Genomic DNA, 21,501 nt, shown 5'->3' on the forward strand with positions numbered 1-21,501 from the left:
GATGAGAGGATGGGAGCGAAAAGCATGTCTTCACAAATGGATTGGTATTTACATGAGGTTGAACGATATGAGCAATTGGGTTTCTTAAGAAAGAAAACATTAATGGAGGAGCTAGAAATTATCGCTGAACAATTTCCTCATAACATAGCAGTTGTGGAAGGAAATCGACGCCTAACTTATCAAGAATTGCTTCAAGAAATTGAGCAATTATCGACAGGCTTTTTGTCATTAGGTTGGCGGCAGGGTGATCGGGTTTTATTACAATTACCAAATACAATTGAGTTTATTACTGTATTATTTAGTCTACTAAAAATAGGTGTGCAGCCTGTTCTGATGTTACCTTCTCATAGAGAAATAGAAATTGATACAATCGCAAAGATGGTACAGCCAATAGCTTATATATGTTGCAACGCTCATCTTGGTATTCAGTATGAGTGCATGGCTGCACAAATCATCCCTCTGCATAAAAGTATTCGATATATTGTGACGGTTGGTAAATCTACCGTACAGTGGCCAGCAACTTTTACACATGTAACATTAGATCAGCTTAAAGAAAGTAGCTATTCATTAGTGGTTAGTGATTTACCACATTATAGAGATACTGCGTTATATTTATTGTCTGGTGGCACTACAGGTATTCCGAAAATTATTCCGAAAATCCATGAGGCGTATGCTTACAATGCACTAGCCTCTGCTGAAAAATGTGGGATTACTCCTGAAACTGTATACATGGCAGTACTATCTATTTCACATGATTATCCGTTATGCTCTCCAGGCATATTAGGCACTCTTTTTACAGGAGGCAAAGTGGTATTATGTCAAACTTCTAGCTTTGATGAAGCATTTCAAGAAATAGAAAAGGAACGTGTGACACATACCTCAATTGTACCAACAATAGCTAGCTTATGGTTAGAAGCTTTTGAATGGTATGAAGAATTGGATATGTCGAGTTTAGAGGTTGTTTTAATTGGTGCTGCTCACATAGAGCAAAAAACAGCTGTTCATTTTATGGATAAATTTCAATGTAAAATACAACAAGGATATGGATTAGGGGAAGGAATAACTTGCTTCACAGCATTAAATGATCCTATAGAAACTGTTACGAGCTGTCAAGGGCGAGCAATTTCTTTAGGTGATGAAATAAAGATTATAGATGAGCTAGGAAGAGAAGTTCCTCAAGGTGAGCTTGGGGAATTGGTGGCAAAAGGACCGTATACATTTGGGGGTTACTATCAAGCACCTGCTTTAAATGCTGATATTTTCACAATAAATTATTTTTTACGTACTGGTGATAAAGCACGTATAACACCAGAGGGGAATATACAAATCGTTGGTAGAGTAAGGGAACAAATTAATCGTGCAGGTGAAAATATTATACCCTCTGAAATCGAAAGCTTTCTACGAGCACATCCAATTATTAAAGATGTAGCTGTTATCGGTTTGCCAGATAAAGTGTTAGGAGAGAACATTTGTGCATTTTTAGTTACGGATGGACAAAGAATTGAACGAGATGAGATATGTAGTTTTCTAATCCAACTAGGCGTTGCTCAATATAAACTTCCAGATCAAATCATATATGTAGAGCGGTTACCATTTATAAATGTAGGGAAGGTTGATAAGAACAAATTAAAACAGATTACTATAGAAAGAGAGGCGTCAAAGTATTGAGATTAAAGAATGATCTAGATAATATCCAAAGTCTAGCGTTGGAAGTCAATCATCTACTCGGTATACAGAAAGAAATACATGAGGATCAAAATTTATTAGAATTAGGCTTAAACTCCTTACAAGTGATGAAATTAGTTGGCAAACTAAAAAAAGTTGGGGTAACAATTACCTTTAAAGAATTAATATCCGAGCCGTATTTAAGTGCTTGGAATAAAATAATAAATAGAGATTATGTATATACAATTAATAATGATAACGAACTATTAGAAAATCAAGATAAGACAGTAGCTAATATGTATGAACCTTTTCCATTAACAGATGTACAGTATGCTTATTGGGTTGGACGACAAAGCGGTCAATATTTAGGTGGAAATGGCTGTCATGGTTATATGGAAATTGATGGGCGGAATATTGATATAGAGCGGCTTAAAGCAGCATGGGCATTAATAATTCAGCATCATCCTATGCTCCGTGTCAAATATACAGAAGATGGTCAACAGCAAATTTTAAAAGAATCACCTTTTACAACTATTGATGTCCACGATTTTACAACTTGCTCGCAAGTCGAGATTAGCAAAAAGCTAGAAACTATTCGCGCTAATACCTCACACCGGCTATTGGCAATTGATCAAGGGGAAGTAACTTGCTTACAGCTATCTCTATTACCAAATGGTAAAACTCGTCTCCATTTCGATATAGACTTACTTGTAGCTGATGTTCAAAGTTTCCAAATTATTTTAAGAGATTTAGCGGCAGCTTATTCTAGACAGCAAAAACCGAAGGCACCTGAAAATTGGAACTTTGCAAAATATCTACATGATAAAGCACTAGCAATTGCCAATGAAGAAAGCTACGCAGAGGCTTATTGGAAAAACAGGTTAACTACTTTGCCATTAGGTCCAAAACTACCGTTATCAAACAATGCTGAGTTGATACAACACACCCCTAAATTTACAAGAAGGGAGCATTTTTTAGAAGAACAATCTTGGAGTAAGCTTAAATTGACTGCCTCACACCATAACGTCACACCTGCAATGGTATTGTTAGCAGCTTATGCCTATACATTAAGTAAATGGAGCAGAGAATCTCGTTTTATTATTAATATTCCATTGTTTAACCGAGATACTTTGTCTGAAGAGATAGAGCAAGTTGTAGCTGATTTTACTACGCTACTATTATTGGAAGTCGATAGTGAAAATCGACAACATTTTTTAGCATTTACGAAAAGTTTACAACAGCAACTTCATCAAGATTTAAACTATACCGCTTATTCAGGTGTGAAAATTCAACGGGATATGGCTAAGTATTTCCCAGATGAAAAAGTGTTTGCTCCGATAGTTTTTTCATGTAATTTAGGCGTACCACTAATAAATGAGGAGTTTAAAGATGCATTTGGTACTATTCATTATATGATTTCACAAACGCCACAAGTTTGGTTGGATTTCCAAATGTTTGATATGGATGATGGTTTGTTATGTATTTGGGATGGTTTAGATGAATTATTCCCTTCGGGTTTGTTGGATGACATGTTTGAACTGTTTATCAAAACTATTGATTGGTTAATTGAAGATGAACAGCATTGGCTTCAACAGCCAGCTATCGAAACAAAAGCACAAGAAGTAAGACGTCAATTAATTGATAATGCCACAATAGAAGATCATGCTCAAGGCTTGCACACGTCTTTCTTCGAAAAAGCAAAGCAACAACCACAAGTTATAGCGCTTATAGATGGTATAAGTCATAAAGAAGTTAGTTATGAGACGCTGTCATTACAAGCGGAAAAGGTTGCTGCGGCCCTGTTACATAATGGTTTTAAACAAGGTGATCGAGTAGCTATTTCATTGCCAAGAGGATTAGAGCAAATACAAGCGATTTTAGGAGTACTAGCTATTGGAGGCTGTTATGTTCCTGTACATGTGACACAGCCTATTGAACGTTATAAAAAAATTATTGAGAAGGCAAATGTTTCTTTTATTCTAACAACGGCCTCCTACGAAGAAAAGTACCAAGATATTGAACAAGTACAAGTTATTATGATGGAACAGATACATCAATTTGGTCATGTGAAGTTTCCTAAAGTAGATGTAAACCGTTCTGCTTATATTATTTTCACATCAGGTTCAACGGGAGAACCAAAAGGTGTAGAAATTAGTCATAAGGCTGCTTGGAATACAATTGCAGATATTAATAAAAAATATGATATTAGCAAAGAAGATCGTATTCTAGCATTATCATCATTAGATTTTGATTTATCTATATATGATATATTTGGTCTTTTAAGTGTTGGTGGTAGCCTTGTCCTTATATCAGACGATACGGCTCGAAACGCAGATATTTGGTTAAAGTTAATATGTAATTACCGTATTACATTATGGAATTCAGTACCTGCTTTATTGAAGATGTTATTAATAGAAGCCGAAAGCGTAAAAATGATTTGTCAAAATTTACGTATTGTGATGTTGTCAGGAGATTGGATTAGTTTAGATATTCCTGAGAGACTGTTAAAAGTAGCACCGAAAGGGCTATTAGTAGCAATGGGCGGTGCGACAGAAGCGGCAATTTGGTCCAATTATTATCATGTCAATCATCCAATACCAGCAAGTTGGCGTTCAATCCCTTATGGAAGATCCCTGAAAAATCAGTTTTATAGAATTATTGATACAAATGGGGAAGACTGTCCGAGTTGGAAAGCAGGAGAGTTGTGGATAGGAGGTGCCGGTGTAGCCAAAGGATACGTAGGAGAGCCACAATTAACTACTGAACGCTTTATTGAAGAGAAAGGTATTCGTTGGTATAAGACAGGGGATATCGGTCGATTTTGGAACAACGGCCTTATCGAGTTTTTAGGAAGAAATGATTCACAGGTAAAGGTACGGGGTCACCGTATTGAATTAGGTGAAATCGAAAGTGCCATTAGAAGTTATGAAATAGTTGAGGATGCTGCTGTCACGGTCAGAGGAGAGGAAAACCAATATTTAGCCGCTTATATTGTAAGTAGTTCTGAAAAAGAGCAAGTACAAACTATTAAATATAATAAACCAATGATTGATTGGTCTTATATTGTTCAATTAAAAGAGAATGGGGATTTTACTAAAACTTACAATGAGAATGAAAATCGTTATCGGTCGTTAAAGGATTATTGTGAATATCTTACTATGGAGATGATTAGTAAAATAATTTCCAAATTAGGATTTCCGCTAGAAAAAGATGTTCGTTACAATATTTTAAAAATAATAGAGCGAGAAAAAATTAACAGCAGATATCAAAGTTTAATATATCAATGGTTTAGTTTTTTGGAAAAAAACAATTTAGTTTCTTGTGAAGGATCTACTATTCATAATAAACAATGCTTAATCGTTAATAGTGAAGAACAGTTTAGTAGTTTAGAGAAAATGCAAACAACATATATAAGGGCGTTTGTTTCTGACTTTTTTGAAAAAAGCTATGCACTTTTAACGGGTGAACTAGAGCCTTTAGAATTATTGCTTCATCATAACATACATCCTTTAGAACAATTGACTGAAAACATGTCTGATGGAAAAAAACAGCAGGATTTAATAGCGACTCTGATTCAAACAGTTTTAAGTAATCGAACAGAACGCCAAGCACCACTCAAAATATTAGAGGTTGGGGTGCGTCATACGAACACACTTCGTATTCTAGCAGAGACTTTTTCAAAAGATGAGATTCATTATACTGCTACAGATGAGTCCAACTACTTTATAAATCGTGTTCAAAAAATAGTAGGTTTACAGCCCAATATCCATTTAAAAGTACTTGATATAAATAAATGTCCAATTTCTCAAGGTTTTATAGATGGTGAATATGATTTGATTGTGGCGTCGCACTCTTTGCATAGAGCAGTCCATATTAGAAATTCACTTAAAGATTTAAAGAAGTTATTAAAGCATGGTGGGCTATTTGTTAATTTAGAAATGACGGAGAATAATCCTCTGCAATTAGTCAGTACAGCATTTTTAGAAGATGGTTTTACACATTATAAGGATGAACGGGAAAAGACATGTCTTCCATTACTATCGGAAGATCGTTGGCTCTCTATTTTTAAAGAAGAGGGCTTCACAAATATTACGCTTCAGTCTATTGATACAGCCTTTACTCAGTATTTATTTGTAGCTCAAGTTGAAAGACAATCATTTTCAGAATTCCAGCTAGAGCCACTTAAACATTATTTAGAAAAACGATTACCAAGTTATATGATTCCTCATGTAATTATTCCATTAGAGGAGTTACCTATTACGGCCAATGGCAAAGTGAATCGAGCAGCATTACCAATCCCTGAAATTGAGCAAGTCAATTTAGCTACAAAAGAATTTATTGCACCAGCAACCCCAATCGAAATAAGGTTAGCAGAAATATGGACCGAAGTATTAGGGGTAGATGCAATTGGCATACGTGATCATTACTTTGAGCTAGGCGGGGATTCATTATTAGCTACTCAGCTTAGTGCAAAAATAAAAGAGCAATTTGCTGTCAAAATTAGCTTAGAAGCAATCTTCAATCAGCCTGTTTTTCAACAGATGGCACTGTTATTAGAGGAATTAGTGCTACAAAAGACAAACGAAGAAACGGAGAAAAAGCTACCAACTATAGTGCCTAATGAGCGGGATCGTTTCGAGCCATTTCCATTAACAGAAGTTCAACAAGCATATTGGCTAGGTCGTAGTGGTATTTATGCATACGGTGATGTATCCACTCACTGCTATTTTGAAATGGATTGCCCAGCTCTAAATCATGTAAGAGTGGAACAAATATGGAATCGTCTCATACAACATCATGATATGATGAGGGCCGTCATTTTAAATGATGGACAACACCAACAGGTTCAAGAGTTTGTAGAGTACTATTCTATTGCATCGTACAATCTTACAAATCTTTCAACAGAACAGCAAAAAGAACAGCTTACAATAGTGCGAAGTGAGATGGAGCATCAAACATTTAATCCAAGTGAGTGGCCCTTGTTTGATATTCGAATGTCGACTATAAATGAACATAAAACAAGACTACATATTAGTTTTGACAATATTATTTTTGATGGTTTTAGTATGTTCTATTTATTTAAAGAGTGGAAGCGCCTATATGATGATTCTTCTGCAAAACTACAAGTGCTTCAAACTACATTCAGAGATTATATATTGGCTTATGAAAAAATTCGGGAAACAGAAATGTATGAGCAGGATATGCAATATTGGAATCAACGCATTGATAATATGTACCCTGCACCAGATTTACCTCTACTTGATTATAAAGGAGATTTATCTAACTGTAAGTTTACGAGATATGAAGAGAAACTATCTTCACAGCAATGGCTAGCCTTAAAGCAATTAGCTACCAAAATGAACTTGTCTCCAGCATCCTTGTTAATCGCTGCTTATGCTGAAACTTTAGCAAGATGGAGTAGTCAACCAAAATTTACAATAAATCTTACTCGTTTCCATCGTGTGCTATTTGAACCGGATGTAGAACAGCTTATAGGTGACTTTACATCGCTTAATCTTTTATCTATTGATATGTCAAAAGGAGAATCTTTTTTAGAACGTGCTAGAAATGTTCAAAAGCAACTATTGCAGGATTTAGAGCATCCTTATGTGGGTGGTGTATATGTAGAGCGTGCAATAGCTAAAAAGTGGAATCGTCAAATGGGCATAATGATGCCATTTGTCTTTACGAGTGGATTAGGGCTTGAAAAAAATAATGGGGCATCAACAATGGGTGGCTATTTAGGAGATATTGTATATGGATTATCTCAAACTCCTCAAGTTTGGCTTGATCATCAAGTTTCAGAGCAAAAAGGTGAACTATGGCTAAGCTGGGATGCAATAGAGGAGATTTTCCCACGGCATTTAGTCATTGGCATGTTTGAGGCATACATCAGTATTTTAAAAGAGCTTTCTACGAAGGAAGATTTATGGAAAAAAAGAATTGGAAGTCTTGTGCGTTTACCATCTCAAGAGCAAGTAGGAAAAATTAAAGGGCAGGACACAGAAATATCAAATGAGACGTTGTTAAGTCTTGTTGAAAAACAAATAGCTGAAAATCCTACTAATATCGCAGTGTTCTCAGAAGAAAAAACTATTACGTATCAACAGCTATGCCATTTAAAAAATCATACTGCTCAATCATTACTTGAACGGGATAGTACTAAAGGGAAATTAGTTGCTATTGTTATGGAAAAAGGATGGGAACAAATAGTTGCTGCATTGGGGATTATTAAAGCAGGGAAGGCATATTTACCGATTGATTGTACAACGCCTATTGAACGGATGGAATTTCTTTTAAAAGAAGGAGAAGTTCAATCCATAGTAACACAAGCACATATACTCACACAGCTACCCTTCCTAAATGATTATCATGTGACGGTCGTTGATGCTAAATGGGCACATCAAGAATGTCTAGTCGATAGTCCTGACTTGTTGCCTTCAGATTTAGCGTATGTCATTTATACTTCGGGTTCTACTGGTAAGCCGAAGGGTGTCATGATTGATCATAGAGGTGCAGTAAATACAGTATTAGATATTAATCATCGACTTGCTGTTTGTACGGAGGATCGTATTCTTGCGTTATCTAACCTAACGTTTGATTTATCCGTATACGATATTTTTGGCATACTTGCTGCTGGTGGTGGAATTGTTATACCAAAAGCTGAGCATGTAAAAGAACCTGCATATTGGAAAAAATTAATACAAAATCATCACATCTCCATTTGGAATACAGTGCCGGCCTTTATGCAAATGTTAACAGAATATAGTAGGAATATAGAGTCTGCTCAGTATCCAACACTAAGGGCTGTGTTATTGAGTGGTGACTGGATTTCATTAAGCTTGCCTACAGATGTTTGGGAAATTGCGCCAAAGACTCGAATATTGGGATTAGGTGGTGCGACGGAGGCGTCTATATGGTCAAATAGTTTCGATATACAAACAGTAAATAGGGATTGGAAGAGCATACCTTATGGCAAACCTTTAGCCAATCAATATTACTATATACTAAATGATCAAATGGCAGCTTGTCCTGTGAATGTACCAGGGAAATTGTATATCGGAGGATTAGGACTTGCCATGGGGTATTGGAAAAATGAAGAGCGGACAAATGACCAATTTTTACTTCACCCAATTACAAAAGAACGTCTATATGATACAGGAGATCTAGGGCGATATTTACCTGATGGCAATATTGAATTTTTAGGGAGAGCAGATTCACAAATTAAACTAAATGGCTATAGGGTTGAAATAGGTGAAATAGATTATCACCTAGCTAAATTGCCTACTGTGAAGGAAGCGGCAACAATTGTTCATAAACGTAATGGAGCAACAATATTAGTGGCATATGTAGTATTAGAAGATGAACAAAATGGTCTAACTATTGAACAAACCAAAAATTTATTGGCACAAAAATTACCTAATTATTTGTTACCTACTGTGTACAAATATATTGATAAAATGCCACTGTCAGAGAACGGAAAAGTTAACCGTAAATTTTTACAACAGTTACCTCTAGAGCAAGAGGAGTCATCTGAATATAGAGAGCCTTTTACAGAGATGCAAAAAGAAATAGCGAAAATTTGGGAAGAAATATTGTCTTATTCATATCCTGGAATTGATGATGATTTCTTCGCATGTGGAGGTAATTCTTTAATGGCCATTCAAATCATCGGAAAAATAAAGGAGAAATTTAATATAGCGCTTTCTATTCAAACATTATTCACTCATTCACGTCTTGAACAACTAGCAGCATTCGTTGAGGAAAACAGTGTCACTATGGAGGAAGGTGCTCTATGAGACAATATCACCTTTCTCGAATAATTTTTATGATTGTCATTTTGGCCTTCATAAGTGGGTGTAGTGAAGATACAAAAATGACCAAGCATTCTTCACTAAAAATAGGTGTGTTGCGTATCGATGATAGTCTGCCTCTTTATGTTGCAGAGAAGGATCAGCTTTTCCAAAAATATGGTGCCGATGTTGAGCTTATAGAGTTTGGCAGTGCCTCTGATCAATCGAAGGCGATGGAGGCTGGTGAGCTAGATGGCATGATGACTGATATGATCGTTCAAAATTTAATAAAAAAGGGGGGCATTGATGTTAAAACGATTGCATTAGCATTAGGTGCGATGGAGAAGGAAGGAAGATTTTTAGTCGTTTCTTCTCCACATAGCTCTATTGTTGAACCGAAGCAGCTAGTAGGGCAATCTGTCATGATCTCTGAGAATACAATGATGGATTATTTAATGGAGCAATATGAACGGCATTTGAAACTAGATTCTTCTGAAATAACGAAAATTCATCTTCCGAATCTTTCATTACGTGTAGATACAGTATTAGCTGGAAAAGAAGCGCAAGCAGCTATATTACCTGAGCCATTGGCAAGCTATGCTGTTGCACAAGGTGCAAATATTGTCATTGATGATACAACACTTGGAGAGAACTTTTCCCAATCAGTCATCGTTATGACACAAAAAAACATAACAGAAAATAGAGCTGTGATTGAAAACTTCCTAAGAGCTTACAACGAAGCGATTAAACAGTTAAATCAGCACCCAGAAAAATACTTTGAACTTGCTCTAAAAGTGGCAAACGTACCGGAAATATTAAAAGGGCATTATGCAGTTCCAGTTTTTACTCCTAATTGTGTGCCAGCACAAGAAAATGTCGAGCGTATATCTGATTGGTTAGTTTCTAGAGGACTATTGGACAAAGCTTTTCCATATGAAGATCTAGTAGAAACGTCATTGGAAGAACAATAAAAAGGGGGATATGTCGTGTATAGAATTCAGCATGTTGACTTAGCGTACAAGACAGCCTCAGGTACGGTTAATGTCCTGCAAAACATTAACCTTCAAATATCTTCTGGTGAATGTGTAGCTATTGTTGGTGTTTCTGGTAGTGGGAAATCCTCTTTATTAAAAATTGTAGCTGGTTTGGAAAAACCGAGTAATGGAACCGTTTATTTTGATGGAAAAGAATTGAAAGGACCACAGCAGGAGATAGCGATTATTTTTCAAAATTACGGCCTGTTCCCATGGAAAAGTGTGAAAGATAATATAGCTCTCCCTTTAAAGCTTGCCAAACGACCTAAGCAAGAACGGGAAAAAGAGACACAATTTATTTTATCACAATTGAATATTCACAATCAGCAGTACAGTTATCCTTTTCAACTATCCGGGGGACAGCAGCAAAGGGTTGCAATAGGGAGAGCTTTAATCCAAAAGCCAAAAGTTTTGTTAATGGACGAGCCATTTTCAGCGTTAGATATTTTAACGAAGGAGCAATTAATACTAACATTGCAGAGAATACGTCATGAAAGAAATTTAACGCTACTATTTGTGACACATAACATTGATGAAGCGTTGATGATGAGCGATCGCATCGTCGTCTTTCACGCTAATGGAAAAACAATTGCAGGCACCATTGAGAATGATTATCAGATAGAGGAGCGACGTAATCCTGCTTTCATGTATCGTCAACAACAACGAATTAAACAATTACTAAAGGGAGAGCCGTGTGAAGAAGACATATAGTATAGTCATCGCTACCATTATTATTATTTTATTATGGCATCTATCTAGCATCTCATTGAATAAAGCTTTTTTACCTACACCTTTTGAAGCGGGACAATCATTTTTAACAGTAGTAACTAGTGGTGAATTAACACAGCATTTTTTTATAAGTAGTTATCGAGTAGGTATCGGTATAATCTGTGCTCTCTTTTTCGCGATTCCTACAGGTTTACTTATGGGGTGGAATAAAAAGATAGATCTTTTATTAAGTCCTTTATTATATGTGCTTTATCCTATCCCAAAGGTTGTTTTTTTACCAATTATTCTCGTGCTATTTGGATTAGGGGATGTCCCAAAAATCATGTTAATTGCCTTTGTTCTTTATTTTCAATTGGTAGTAGTTATTCGTGATGCCGCAAAAGGAATTCCTTATGCTCAGAAACAAGTTATTCAATCATTGAACGCTACAAAACTACAAACACTGTGCCATTTGACACTACCCTATTGCTTACCGAGCGTAATGACTTCCTTGCGAGCTTCATTAGGAACAGCATTAGCAATCCTATTTATAGCTGAAACCTTTGCATCATTTAGTGGATTAGGTTATTACATTTTAAATCGAATGGATAGTAGAGATTACTTAGCTATGTATGCAGGTGTAATAGGGCTAGCTTTATTAGGAGGAGGGCTATATGCCCTTATTAATATCGTAGAAAATACTATTTGTAGATGGTATAAATTGATGGCAGATAGCAGCAGTAATTAATAAGGAGATTAACTATGGATATACAAGAAAGTATGATACGCTCAACGATTCAAGGCTTTTCTACTTCTTATTTGCTATATACAGCTTGTGAATTAGGGATATTTGATGCCTTATTCGATGAACGAAAGCATGTAACGTTATTGGCACAGGAATTAGCGCTTGACGAAGAAATGTTCTTTCGTTTTATGCGACCATTAGTAGCTTTGAAATATATGGAGGAAGAAAATAATTATTTTAAATTACTTCCTTTAGGGGAGAAATTATCAGGACAAGCAAGTGATTCATTAAAGGATTTTTTATTATTCACAGGCAGACAGGCAATGCCTTATTGGTCGAAGCTTTATGAAGCGATGAAAACGAAGAAAATCCCTTATCAATTAGTAGAACAACAGTCTTATTTTCAAGCGCAAGTACAGCAAAATGAAAAATTTGAAGTGTTTAATAAGATGATGAGTAAAACAAGTGAACGGCTTCAACTAGAAGCATATTTTGCAGAAAAAAAAGATTGGTACTGCATCAAAAAAATTATCGATGTTGGTGGAGGATCTGGAGAGATAATCGCGAAATTTTTGGAATTTTACCGCAATGCTCAAGGGATTGTAATAGATCTGCAACATGTACAACAAAAGGCAGAAGGAAAATTGGAGCTTTACGGCATCAACAGTCGATGTACATTTCAGGCAGGAGACTTTTTTCAAGAGGTACCTAAATTGGGTGATCTCTATATTTTATCGCGAATCCTCCATGATTGGGAGGATGAAGCAGCAATCACAATTTTACGTAATATCGCTCAAAGTATGGGCGAAAATTCTACACTAACTATAATTGAAAAATTATTACCAGAGGTTATTGAAGGAAATGCCTCGCATTTATATATGACGGATTTAAATATTTGGACGATGTGTGGAGGTAAGGAAAGAACACAATCCCAATTTGAGGCGCTATTTCATCAAAGTGGATTAACGATCAAAGCACTTTATTCATTAAAAGAAGATGACTATCTAATAGAAGTTGTGAAAAAGGACTTCGAATATCAGGAGGGAATATTATAACATGAAAAAATTATTAGAGGAGTATCGTGAGCTGGGAGTGAACCTTTGGGTAGAAGATGGAAAATTACATTTTAAGGCTCCAACTGGTGTACTTACAAATGAACGTAAAGAGCGATTGAAAGAATATAAAGAGCAACTCCTTGATTATTTACAGAAGGAACAACAATCAATTATTCATGATACTGAAAAACGCTATGATTCCTTTCCGCTTACTGATATTCAATCAGCCTATTTAGTAGGTAGAAGCAACAATTATCGTTATGGAGGAGTAGGTTGTAAAGTATATGCAGAACTAGTTGGCACTACTTTTGATCCTACACGGCTTGAAAAGGCATGGCACCAAGTCATAAAGCGACATGATATGCTCCATGCGATAGTGCATCAGGAGGGTTATCAGCAAGTATTAAAAAACGTAGAGCTCCCAACTATACAAGTTATTGATTTATCAGATGAAGTACCTGAAGTAGCCAATCAACGATTATTACATGTAAGAAATGAGTTATCTGTTAAGCAATATGCTCCTGATAAATGGCCGTTGTATGACCTAGTCCTTACACAGCAAAAAAATCAAAGTGTTATTCATCTATCTATTGATATGTTAATTGCTGACTTTGTCAGTATCAATGTATTAATAGCAGAATTAGAACACTATTACTATACAGGAAATACTCCATTACCAGCTTTAGATATTCAATTTAGAGATGTCATGATACAACAATATGAACAACATGATCGCTCGATTGCCAATGAAAAAGCTAAAAATTATTGGACTAGTCGTTTAGAGACTTTCCCAGAGGCGCCAGAGTTACCCGTTCAAAGTGATAAAATTGATAGCAATAAAATTCGTTTTGAACAATTTAATTTCCTGTTACCTAATCATAAATGGCAATTTTTAAGTCAGAAGGCAAAAGATCATCGGCTAACTCCTTCCAGTATTATTTTAACAGCGTTTGCTGAAATTATTGGCTTATGGTCAAAACAATCTCACTTTTGTATGAATATAACGATGCTTAATCGACCTAATATTCATGCTCAAATTCATGATGTAATTGGAGATTTTACGACCATCAATCTGTTAGAAATACATGCAAAAAGAGATAGAGCATTTTATGAGCATGCGGCTGAAATACAACAGCAACTATGGACAGACTTAGAGTATCGCGACTTTTCAGGAATTGAAGTATTGCGTGAATTAAAGCGACATCGTAATCGTGATGTTATTATACCGGTAGTATATACAAGTACATTAGGTGCAGACGCGAATAGTCATATGTCTGAAAATGAGCCTAAGTTGAAATTAGCATATAAAATTAGTCAAACACCTCAAGTATGGATTGATTGTCAAGTATCTGAACAACCGGATGGAATATTAATAAATTGGGATGTACGTGAAGGTATTTTTCCAAGTGGGCTAATCGATTCAGCCTTTCAATTTTTTGTAGATCACTTAACAAAACTTGCAACTAACGAAACAGCATGGACAGAACGTCAATTATTAGGTTTACCTGAAGCAATGCAAAAGATTAGAAATGAAGTAAATAAAACAACGATTGATTTACCTAAGGGGTTACTCTATGACAATGTGCTAGATGCTATTGCACAATATGCTAAAAATATAGCTATTTTTGCAGATGGTAAATATTTTACATATGAGGAGCTCGGTCGTTATGTTTATGCCATTCAACAGGTATTGATTAATAAAGGTGTGCGGCAAGGAGATTTTGTAGCAATTGACTTACAGAAGGGTATTTGGCAAATTGCTGCTGTAATAGGAACATTAACAGCAGGTGGCGTGTATTTACCTTTAGATATTGAGCAACCGATTGCTCGTAAAAAAAATATTATAAGTGAATCACAAACCACTTTTATTTTAGGTCATGCTAGCCATAGTGATTTATACGAACAAGAATCTCTTTCCTTTATTGAAGTCGAGCAATTAAACACTGCTTTAGAAGCACAGTTAATTCCTGTACGTGTAGATGTAGAACAGCCAGCTTATATTATTCATACGTCTGGCAGTACAGGAAAAGCGAAAGGCGTTATTGTTAGTCATAGGGCAGTACTGAATACAATAATGGATATGAATCATCGTTTCCAAGTAACAGAGCATGATCGAGTTTTAGCAATTGCCAATTTAGCTTTTGATTTATCGGTATACGATATCTTTGGATTATTAAGTGTTGGTGGTAGCGTTATATTACCAGAGCATAAACGTCTTAAAGATCCAAAACATTGGTTGGAGCTTTTAACATCTCATCAAGCCACTATTTGGAATTCAGTACCAGCCCAATTGCAACTTCTTCATGCATACATGCAGGATACGACAACAACTCTTCATAAAAAATTACGTTTAGTATTTTTATCTGGAGATTGGATACCTGTTACATTACCAAAACAAATGGCACATTATTTTGAACAAGCGAAATTTATCAGCCTTGGTGGAGCAACAGAAGCAGCAATCTGGTCTATTTATTATCCAATAGATGTAAATACTACCTATAAGAACAGTATTCCTTATGGTAAGCCATTAGAAAATCAATATTTTTATTTGTTGAATAAGGAGCTAGAGTCATGCCCTGATTGGACAATTGGTGATTTATATATTGGGGGAGAGGGGCTTGCCACCGGCTACCTACAGGATGAAAAAAATACTACAGCGAAATTTATTGTCCATCCTTACACTGGAGAGCGTTTATATGCAACTGGAGATATAGGGAGATTCCTACCAGATGGTGTGATTGAGTTTTTAGGGAGAGAGGATACTCAAGTAAAAATTAATGGGCATCGCATTGAGTTAAGTGAAATTGAAAGTTCTATGCAACGTATGCAGCAGGTAGAGCATGCAGCGGTTATTGCAAGTAAAGATTTGGCAAGTAAAGAATTTAACATTTCAGCATTCGTGCAAGCAAGGAAAAATACAAATCAAATAAAAACATTGGTTTCTTCAGAAAGATTAACAACTGTAGTTAAAAACGCTGGAGATCAAGCGACCCATAATGTAGATCGAGAGTTATTTGCACAATGGTCTACAATTTCAAATTGGACAGCCGTACTAGATATTATGAAAACATTCCAAGACTTAGATATTTTTATAGATGATCGAGAATTTTCTATAAGTGAAATTCAGCAAATAGTCAAAGTACATCCATACTACCATCAGCTACTAAGAAGATGGCTGAATGTTTTATGTAAAGAAAATCTTATAAAGCAAAATCCAGCAACGTCAAACTATTATCTAGTCAATAAAGATTTACCACACAATGCATCAGAAATCTCTTGGCTAAAATGGAGAGACATTGAAGAAAAAATGCAGTATGGAAAAAAACTTGTGGATTACTTTGAAGATTCAAGTAAGCATCTTTTAGGTTTACTTCGCGGGGATATTGATTCATTAGATTTATTTTTCCCTAAAGGAAGCTTTGATATTGCTTTAGCGGCATATAAAGACAACCTAATTAGTCGTTCATTAAATCAAGTTACAATTCAAGCTGTCCATACAATTGTAGATGAATTTAGAAAGGCTTATCCAGAGAAAACGTTCCGAATTTTAGAGGTAGGAGCTGGCGTAGGCGGTGTAAGTTTAGAGTTAATACCAACATTAAATCATAAAAATGTAGAATATGTTTTTACAGATTTATCACAATTCTTTTTAAATGAAGCGCGAAAATCGTTTGAACCTTATAAGTGGGTTACATATGGTTTGTATGATATCAATCAATCCTATTGGTCTCAAGGAATTCAAGCATCTTCCTTTGATTTGATTTTATGTAATAATGTTTTACACAACGCTAAGAAAGCTCCACAAGTGTTACAAACCTTTAAGGAAATGACAGTTGAAGGAGGAGCGTTAATAGTAGCAGATACGACTGGGGAAAACTATTCACTTCTTACATCAATGGAATTTCATGCTGGTCTAAATGATTTTGAAGACTTTAGAAAAAACAATGATCAAGTATTTTTCAATTGTGAACAGTGGCATGAGTTATTTGCAGCAACAGAGGTGGAGATAGCCGGTGTATATCCTACAAAAAATGATCCATTATCCGCTGCAAATCAGGCAGTATTTGTCGGTCAATTTATAGGTGAACGTAAGAGACTTTATGCGAGTGAGGTTCAGCAACATTTAGAAAGACAACTACCAAAATATATGATACCAGTGCATATTGAAGTGCTTCGTGAACTACCGTTATCTGAAAACGGCAAAGTGGATCGAAGTACATTACAAAGTCGACTAGAAGCATCCAATCCATTTATTGCACAATCCGGTGAATCTCCGCAAGGTGACTTAGAGAAAAGAATTGCAGAAATTTGGGCGAAAGCACTAAATAGAGAAAGTATTTGGCGCAATGAAAACTTCTATCAAGCAGGTGGCGATTCATTACTAGTTGCACAAGTTGTGGCAGCAATGAGAGATACACTTTCAGAAGTGGAGCATTGGGAGTGGGATCAATTAATGGTAGAGATTTTACAAACACCGACGATTGCAGAAATTGCAGAAAAGATAAGTCACTCGCTTGAAAATCATCAAACAATGCAGGATGAAACTGCCTCAGATACGAAAACATCTTTCGTTATATTAGCTGAAGGAGAGGTTGGCGGAAAAATTAAAGTACTATTCCACGATGGAACGGGAACACTTACACCTTACAATCAATTGCTCCCTTATTTGATAGATGAACCTAACCGCAAAGACACGATAGCAGGATTTATTTTTGGTGATGAAGCAGATTATTTAGCCTATACACCTGAAACACTTATTCAAAATTTAGGGCAAAAATATGCGCAACAATTGTTAAAGCTAAACGCTTCAAACTTTGAATTAATAGGGTACTGTATGGGAGGGCTTATTGCTGTTGAAACGGCAAAGGTGTTACTTGCAGAAGGTGTTCAAGTTGAACCAGTCATTACAATAGATACTACGCCTTGTGATGCAAAGCTTCGAAATGATCTATTAATGGAAAGAACATTTGGTTTATTAATAGGCGCTGATCTTGTAAAAAGTGGTCACGATGTCGAGGATGAATTACTTAAAAAAGCACTACATGATTTAATCAAAAAAGAAGCGAATACCATTACAATTGAAGATTTATGTAATCTAACCGGAGAGTTTGCACCAATTGCACAATGTTATCAAAAGCTTTCTAGCAAGTCTCCTAAACAGAGATTAGTAGATTTATATACTACCGTTCCAGCTTTGCAAGGTGATATTTCAGCTTTTCAAAAGCAACGAATGGTAACGCTATATCAAATCTTCTGTCAAAGCTTTAAAGGTGTTGTATCGTATGGAACCGAGCCTTTCATGGGAGACGTAGTTGCATTTAGTTGTATTGATAAAATATCATCCTTTTTACCGGTAATTGGTACAAGAAACGAAGAATTTTGGAGAGATATTACATTTGGTCATTTAAATATCATTCCTATAAATGGTAATCATATTACGTGTTTGCAGGAGCCTAATGTGAAAGAGACTGCTCAATTACTGCTTAAAGGAGTAAGCCATGAACCATCAATTTAAAATAGGAATTATTGGCTACAATGGGGTTGTTGGACAAGCGGCTGTAAGATATTTAAAAGATAAATACCCATTACGCTGTGGGAGTAGAAGTGAGCATAAAGAACATTCTCAATTAGACAAATTTATGGAATATATGCAGGTAGATATATATGACCAAATAGCGCTAGAGACATTTTGTGCAGGTTGTACAATCGTGTTAAATTGTGCAGGCCCCTCGTATAGCATTATTGATAGAGTGGCTCAAGCTGCCATAAAAGCTGGGGCCCATTATGTCGATGCATTTGGGGCAGATTTGTTGGAGAAGAAATTTATACAACAGGAGCTAACAAATATAATGATTCTTTCAGCAGGAAGTTTTCCCGGTTTATCGGGGATTCTTCCTCGCCTATTAGCTCAAGAAGGATTTGATCAAATAGATAAAATAAGCGGCTATGCAGGAGGAGAAGAAGCATATAGTAAAGGCGCAGCAGCTGATATAATGCTTAGCTCCATCTATGGTTTTGGTACAGCGAATGCCTTTTATAAGGATGGAAAAATAGTACGTGATATAGCACATACAGAAAAAATAAAAGTGGAAATTAATGGTGAGGAAAATACTGTCTATGCTCAAAGGTATATAACAAATGAAACAATTCGCCTTGCAAAAAAGCTACATATAACTGAAGCACATTGGCATAATATTTATTCAAATAAAGCTGTTTTTTCATTATTACAACAAGCGTGTATACAATTAGCAATGAAAAATACGCCTGAACATTTACATCAAATTGTAGATGACCTGATGGAAAAACTTATCATTTTCCCTGTTCGACAAACATGGTACACACTCGTCATAGAGATGATTGGAAAATTTAAGGGACAATCGATACGACGACAAGCTCAATTACTTTGTCAAAATAGCTTTACGATTAGTGGAATTATTTGTGCGTTATCTGTAGAAGCCATTATAGAAGGGATAATTCAGGAAAATGGAGTTTATTGGGCTTGCGACATATTGAATCCAAGTAATGTTATGCGAGAATTGCATGAACAGTGTGTGATAGAAGATTTTATCATTACTTCACAGACAGAAAATCACCTAGACTTGGAGGAAGGGATATTATGAGGCCATTAAGAGTAGTCGTTTGTGGTACGAAGTTCGGTGCTTATTATTTGCAGGCAATCTTAAATTTACCATCTCTTTATAAGCTTGTAGGTATTTTATCTAAGGGTAGTAACCAGTCGCAAGAACTCGCCAATACATTGAATGTTCCACTTTACACAACTGTAGAAGATATAACAAATGAGCAGGTGGATGTTGCGTGTGTTGTTGTTAAATCAACGATCGTGGGTGGAGAAGGGACAAATATAGCACAAGCATTTTTAGAGAAAGGTATACATGTTATACAGGAGCATCCTGTTCATGAGGATGACTATGTAAAGCTAATTAAAAGTGCGAAAGTAGGTAATTGTAAATATCACTTAAATAGTTTTTATCCAAATGTCGATGCTGTACATTCCTTTATACAAACGGCGAAAACATTAAGAGAAGTTAGTGATATTATTTATTTAGAGGCGGCTTGTAGTATCCAAGTATTATTTCCAATGCTAGATATTATAGGGCAAGCCCTTGGTAGTTTACAATCCTGTATATTTGAACCAGTTAATGACCCTACAGAGCATAACCCTTTTTATATGCTATCTGGACAAATACGGGACACCCCTGTGACATTACGTGTTTTCAATCAAATGGATTTAGCTAATCCAGAAAGTAACATTTATTTATTGCACAGAGTGACTTTAGGAACGAATAGAGGAACATTGTATTTACCGGACACGCACGGTTCAGTGCATTGGATGCCATGTATGAGTTCGTCATTAAACGAATCGCCTATATTAAATAAGAGAATAGACAATAAATTTCTAAGCTATCCAGTAGAGGAGATTGTCTTTACTGCACAAAACAATAGCTTCGAAGATCACTATAAAAAAATATGGCCTAAAAGCGTTGAACGTTCTCTTCTAACATTTTATGAAGATATTTGGAATCGTTCTTACTTTAATCAAACAACACAATATTATTTAACAGCTTGTAAATTATGGAATGATATTGGCAGAAAAATAGGACCCTCTCAAAAAGTTTACATACGGGAACGAGAACCATTAAGAATGAAGGATATCAAGGAGGATGAAGAATGGTTGTGGTAGACGTTAAAAAGTGGTTTCCTTTTGTGGACGAGTTAGATTACGAAAATAGTAATAAGCTGTTCTGTTTCCATCATGCTGGAGGCAGTGCCGCCGCTTTTAGAAATTGGAAAACATGGGAGCAGAACTTAGCTGTATTTCCGATAGAGCTACCTGGTAAATCAACAAGAATAAAAGAACAGTATATTACAGATTATCTTCATGTGATGCCACAAATTGCAGAAGCAATTAACAGAGTAACAAACCAAACGCGAATATATTTTTATGGTCATAGCATGGGAGCTATTCTTGCTTTTAAAACAGCCTGTTTACTAGAAGAAAAATATAAGAAAAAAGTGAATTTATTAATAGTAGCAGGTCGCCATGCACCTCAAGATCATTTCCCTGATGACTATCAAACATATATGGATGATAGTGAATTAGTTAAAGAATTAATACGAGTAGGAGGTACTCCGAAAGAGTTATTGGAAAATAAAGAAGTTTTACAACATATTTTACCAATAGTGAAAAATGATTATCGTTTGAATGAGTCTTTTGATTATCGTAATGAATTATTTCATGGTCCGATTGTTGCTCATTGCGGAACTAATGATCCAGATGCGCCTGCAAGTAGTATGAAAAATTGGGGAAATGTCACGACAAATTCTTTTAATTTGAAAGAGTTTTCGGGAAGTCACTTTTTCCCATATGAAAATAAACAGGATTATTATAAGAGTTTGGAGCAGAACTGTATACAGAGTTCTTCTAAGATTTGTATTAAGTAAAAAAAATTTAAAATGAGGGTATCTTAAAATTAGAGATA

Annotated in this window: 10 protein-coding genes; all 10 read left to right on the forward strand. The window is 35.6% G+C overall.

What is annotated here, in order from left to right:
- Positions 1-24 precede the first annotated feature (24 nt).
- Genes ACQKOG_RS21565 through ACQKOG_RS21610 form a run of 10 tightly spaced genes read left to right on the forward strand, consistent with a single transcriptional unit; the run spans position 25 to position 21,463 of the window.
- Complete coding sequence (locus tag ACQKOG_RS21565; RefSeq protein WP_370082673.1) at positions 25-1,668, forward strand: (2,3-dihydroxybenzoyl)adenylate synthase; 1,644 nt, start codon at positions 25-27, stop codon at positions 1,666-1,668.
- Complete coding sequence (locus tag ACQKOG_RS21570) at positions 1,665-9,464, forward strand: amino acid adenylation domain-containing protein (RefSeq protein ID WP_427448235.1); 7,800 nt, start codon at positions 1,665-1,667, stop codon at positions 9,462-9,464. The genes ACQKOG_RS21565 and ACQKOG_RS21570 overlap by 4 nt, the downstream gene beginning before the upstream one ends.
- A complete protein-coding gene (locus ACQKOG_RS21575) occupies positions 9,461-10,429 on the forward strand; it encodes an ABC transporter substrate-binding protein (RefSeq protein ID WP_427448236.1) in 969 nt (322 codons plus the stop codon). Before ACQKOG_RS21570 ends, ACQKOG_RS21575 begins: the two co-directional genes overlap by 4 nt.
- 15 nt (positions 10,430-10,444) lie before the next feature.
- The gene (locus ACQKOG_RS21580; protein ID WP_427448237.1) at positions 10,445-11,203 is read left to right on the forward strand and encodes an ABC transporter ATP-binding protein; all 759 of its coding nucleotides are present in this window, start codon (positions 10,445-10,447) and stop codon (positions 11,201-11,203) included.
- The gene (locus ACQKOG_RS21585) at positions 11,187-11,948 is read left to right on the forward strand and encodes an ABC transporter permease (RefSeq protein ID WP_400941074.1); all 762 of its coding nucleotides are present in this window, start codon (positions 11,187-11,189) and stop codon (positions 11,946-11,948) included. Before ACQKOG_RS21580 ends, ACQKOG_RS21585 begins: the two co-directional genes overlap by 17 nt.
- Positions 11,949-11,962: 14 nt before the next feature.
- The gene (locus tag ACQKOG_RS21590; RefSeq protein ID WP_402873372.1) at positions 11,963-13,000 is read left to right on the forward strand and encodes a methyltransferase; all 1,038 of its coding nucleotides are present in this window, start codon (positions 11,963-11,965) and stop codon (positions 12,998-13,000) included.
- Between the two features lies 1 nt (position 13,001).
- A complete protein-coding gene (locus tag ACQKOG_RS21595; RefSeq protein ID WP_427448238.1) occupies positions 13,002-18,515 on the forward strand; it encodes an amino acid adenylation domain-containing protein in 5,514 nt (1,837 codons plus the stop codon).
- Positions 18,499-19,620 (forward strand): saccharopine dehydrogenase NADP-binding domain-containing protein, encoded by a 1,122-nt coding sequence (locus ACQKOG_RS21600; RefSeq protein ID WP_402873378.1) that lies wholly within the window; start codon positions 18,499-18,501, stop codon positions 19,618-19,620. Before ACQKOG_RS21595 ends, ACQKOG_RS21600 begins: the two co-directional genes overlap by 17 nt.
- A complete protein-coding gene (locus ACQKOG_RS21605) occupies positions 19,617-20,702 on the forward strand; it encodes a Gfo/Idh/MocA family oxidoreductase (protein WP_370082657.1) in 1,086 nt (361 codons plus the stop codon). Before ACQKOG_RS21600 ends, ACQKOG_RS21605 begins: the two co-directional genes overlap by 4 nt.
- Positions 20,696-21,463 (forward strand): thioesterase II family protein, encoded by a 768-nt coding sequence (locus ACQKOG_RS21610; protein WP_370082655.1) that lies wholly within the window; start codon positions 20,696-20,698, stop codon positions 21,461-21,463. The genes ACQKOG_RS21605 and ACQKOG_RS21610 overlap by 7 nt, the downstream gene beginning before the upstream one ends.
- Positions 21,464-21,501: the final 38 nt, after the last annotated feature.

Source organism: Lysinibacillus sp. NPDC093216, assembly GCF_050280325.1.
Taxonomy (GTDB): domain Bacteria; phylum Bacillota; class Bacilli; order Bacillales_A; family Planococcaceae; genus Lysinibacillus.